This is a genomic window from Clostridiales bacterium, from assembly GCA_012512255.1.
Lineage (GTDB): Bacteria > Bacillota > Clostridia > Christensenellales > DUVY01 > DUVY01.
The window spans coordinates 1-3,430 of record JAAZDJ010000101.1 but is presented as its reverse complement, the minus strand read 5'-3'; the positions used below and the strand labels follow the sequence as shown (position 1 = coordinate 3,430).

Here is a 3,430-nt window from a genome sequence, read left to right as displayed (position 1 = left end):
GCCTATTAGAAGGCAGGGTAACGGAGTCCAAGACAATTAACGATGTGACCGATATAGAATATTCCATTTCCCAAGTGGTCTATAAAAAAGCGGATGAATGCCTTTTGAGCTTGCTTGAGGACATATCCTTGGAAGACATAGTTATCCATTACAAAAAAATTAATTCCCAAAACATCTCGTTTGGAATCTAAAACAGCGCCTATCAAAAAAAACGCTGTTTTTTGTTGAAAACACATATCAAAAATACTTGACAGCGAATATATTGTTAATGTATATTCATTTCATACTAATCATATAGGATTAATATATTTAAATGGAGTTTATATTATGAAAATAGCAAAATCCTTAACCGAGCTTATAGGCAATACGCCCCTTTTGGAGTTGTCCAATTACAACAAAAAAAACAACCTAAAAGCCAAAATCATAGCCGAGCTGGAATATTTCAACCCCGGCGGCAGCGTCAAAGACCGCATAGGCTACGCAATGATTATAGACGCCGAGAAAAAGGGGATTATCAATAAGGACACCCATATAATAGAGCCCACTAGCGGCAACACGGGCATAGCGCTTGCATGGGTGAGCGCGGCAAGAGGCTATAAGCTCACATTGACCATGCCCGAGACCATGAGCGTTGAACGGCGCAACCTGTTAAAAGCTTTGGGCGCTAATATAGTATTGACCGATGGCAATTTGGGCATGAAGGGCGCGATAGACAAGGCGCGCGAATTGGCCGCCCAAGACCCCAATTCTTTTATCCCACAGCAGTTTGAAAACCCCGCCAATCCTCAAATCCATCAAGAAACAACAGCCCAAGAGATTTTAAAAGACACCGAAGGCAAATTGGACATATTTGTGTCCGGCGTGGGCACGGGCGGCACGATAAGCGGCGTGGGCAAGGTTTTAAAACAACACAACGGCAATATACGGGTTGTGGCGGTAGAGCCCCAAAGTTCGCCCGTTTTGTCGGGCGGCGCGCCCGGCCCCCACAAGATACAGGGAATAGGCGCGGGCTTTGTGCCCAAGACTTACTCCTCGGAAGTGGTGGACGAAATAATTCAGGTTTCGGACAATGACGCTTTTGCCGCTTCCAAGGCTGTCGCCCAAGCCGAAGGATTGCTTGTGGGCATTTCTTCGGGCGCGGCTTTGTGGGCGGCGAACGAATTGGCCAAAAGGGCCGAAAACGCGGGCAAAACAATAGTCATCTTGCTTCCCGACACGGGCGAGAGATATTTGTCAACGCCTTTGTTTAGCTAAGATATTATAAAAATTAATTTAGCTTTTTTGTATTGATAATGTATAATAAATACTTAGGAGATAGTTATGAAAGAGTTAGGATTCAACACAAAAGCCCTTCACGCCGGCCATGAGATTGACTCCACAGGCTCGCGCGTCGTGCCCATTTATCAAACGACATCCTATGTTTTTAAAGACGCCGACCACGCGGCGGCGTTGTTTGACCTAAAAGAAAACGGCTATATTTATTCGCGCATAAACAACCCGACGGTCGCCGTTTTGGAAAAAAGAATGGCGGCGTTGGAAGGCGGGGTAGGCGCCGTGGCGACTTCAAGCGGAATGGCGGCGATATTGTATTCCATACTTAATATCGCGAGCGTGGGCGATGAGATTATTTCGGTCAGCACATTATACGGCGGGACATATACATTGTTTAAGGACCGCTTTTATTCACAATACGGCATAAAAGCGCACTTGGTTGACCCCGAAGACTTCGGCGCGATTGAAAAAGCAATCAATCCCAAAACCAAGGCGATATTTTTTGAAACCATAGGCAATCCGGGCATTAATATCCCTGATATAGAAAAATTGGCCGAGATTGCCAAGCGCCACAAGGTGGCTTTGATTGCAGACAACACATTTGGCACGCCTTATTTGTTTGAGGCGAAAAAGTGGGGCGTTAATATAGTGGCGCATTCTTTGACTAAGTATTTGGGCGGGCACGGCAACAGCATAGGCGGAATAGTGATTGATATGGGCAACTTTGACTGGCGGGCAAGCGGAAGATACTCTTCTTTTACCGAGCCCGATACGACTTACCACAATTTAGTTTACGCAGATTTGCCGGACGCTTATATCGCCAAGCTAAGAGTGCAGATGCTAAGGGATACGGGCGCTTGTTTGAGTCCTTTTAACGCGTTTTTGATTTTGCAGGGCATAGAAACCTTGTCTTTGAGGGTGGAAAGGCATTGCGCCAACGCCTTGGCTGTCGCCAAATATCTAAAAAATCATCCGCAGGTGGAGTGGGTAAACTATCCCGCGCTTGAGGGCGACCAATATCATGAGCGCCAGCAAAAATACCTGCCAAAAGGCGCGGGCGGCATTTTGACTTTTGGCATCAAAGGCGGAATTCAGGCGGGCAAAAAGTTTATAAACGCGCTTAAGCTGTTTTCGCTTCTGGCCAATGTCGCGGACGCGCGCTCATTGGTAATTCATCCCGCGTCCACCACGCACTCGCAGCTTAGCGAAGAGGATCTAAAAAAAGCGGCGGTCTTGCCCGAGCTAATAAGATTATCCATCGGGCTAGAAGACATAAAAGATATTTTGGACGACTTAGATCGCGGCTTCCAAGCTGCTAAAGAGTAAAAAATTTTGTAGTTTAGAAAATAAGCAACTAAAGCAAAAGGAAGGCCAAAACCTTCCTTTTTTTGATGTTTATTATTAAAAAGAAAAAATAGCGTATAAAAAGCTATTTTTTAAAAAAATCAAAAATTTTTGTAAAGCATAGTAAGACAAGGTTTTACATAACATAGAATTATGAATTTGTCGCCTGAGAAGCGTATAAAAGCCGCGCCCAGTATAAAAAAGGTTGATTTTGAGAGTGCGGGCGAGATTGTTTTGCCTAAGGCCGAAGCTGTCTTGCCCAAGTCCCAAGGCGAAGCTGTGTTGCCAAAACTAAAAGGCGAAGCTATTTCGCCTAAGTCCCTAAGCGAAATTAAGCTGCCCAAGCCCAAGGGCCTAGCTATGCCGCCCAAGTCCGATGCCATAGCCCAAGACAAAAAGGCCCACACCTTTGTTTATGGCGCGGCAGTGCTGGGCGCGTGTTCGTTTTTGGCAAAACTGCTGGGCGCTATTTTTAGAATCCCGTTGACGCACATTTTGGGCGCCGAGGGGGTCGGCCTATACCAAATGGTCTTTCCGCTTTACGCGCTTTTGCTTACGATATCGTCGGGAGGATTGCCTTCGGCGCTGTCCAGGATTATAGCCGAAAAGACGACAAAAGACCAAATTGACATGGCGCGCAAATCTTTTACCACGGCTTTAATTACGCTTACGGCTTTTGGGGCGATTTGCGCTTTGATTATATTGCTGTTTCATAGATTGATAGCCCTAGCCCAAGGAAACTCTTCGGCGGCTTTGAGCTATATAGCCATAGCGCCGAGCATAGTCTTTGTGGCTGTTATTTCGGCGTTTAGGG

4 protein-coding genes are annotated in these 3,430 nt (G+C 46.0%); all 4 read left to right on the top strand.

Annotated elements, in window-relative coordinates; translation table 11 throughout:
* The coding region (locus tag GX756_05310) for a hypothetical protein (protein NLC17281.1) at window positions 1-191 on the top strand (191 nt) is incomplete at its 5' end.
* Between the two features lie 133 nt (window positions 192-324).
* Window positions 325-1,254 (top strand): cysteine synthase A, encoded by a 930-nt coding sequence (cysK, locus tag GX756_05305; GenBank protein NLC17280.1) that lies wholly within the window; start codon window positions 325-327, stop codon window positions 1,252-1,254.
* 66 nt (window positions 1,255-1,320) lie between these two features.
* Window positions 1,321-2,598 carry an O-acetylhomoserine aminocarboxypropyltransferase/cysteine synthase gene (locus GX756_05300; protein NLC17279.1) on the top strand — a complete coding sequence of 426 codons (1,278 nt, stop codon included), beginning with the start codon at window positions 1,321-1,323 and terminating at the stop codon, window positions 2,596-2,598.
* A 171-nt stretch (window positions 2,599-2,769) separates the two neighbouring features.
* A partial coding sequence (locus GX756_05295) for an oligosaccharide flippase family protein (GenBank protein ID NLC17278.1) occupies window positions 2,770-3,430 on the top strand: 661 nt, incomplete at its 3' end.

What these genes read in the sequence shown, in the direction of transcription:
- GX756_05300 (NLC17279.1), top strand. Translation starts at nt 1,321, where the DNA reads ATGAAAGAGTTAGGATTCAACACAAAAGCCCTTCACGCCGGCCATGAG.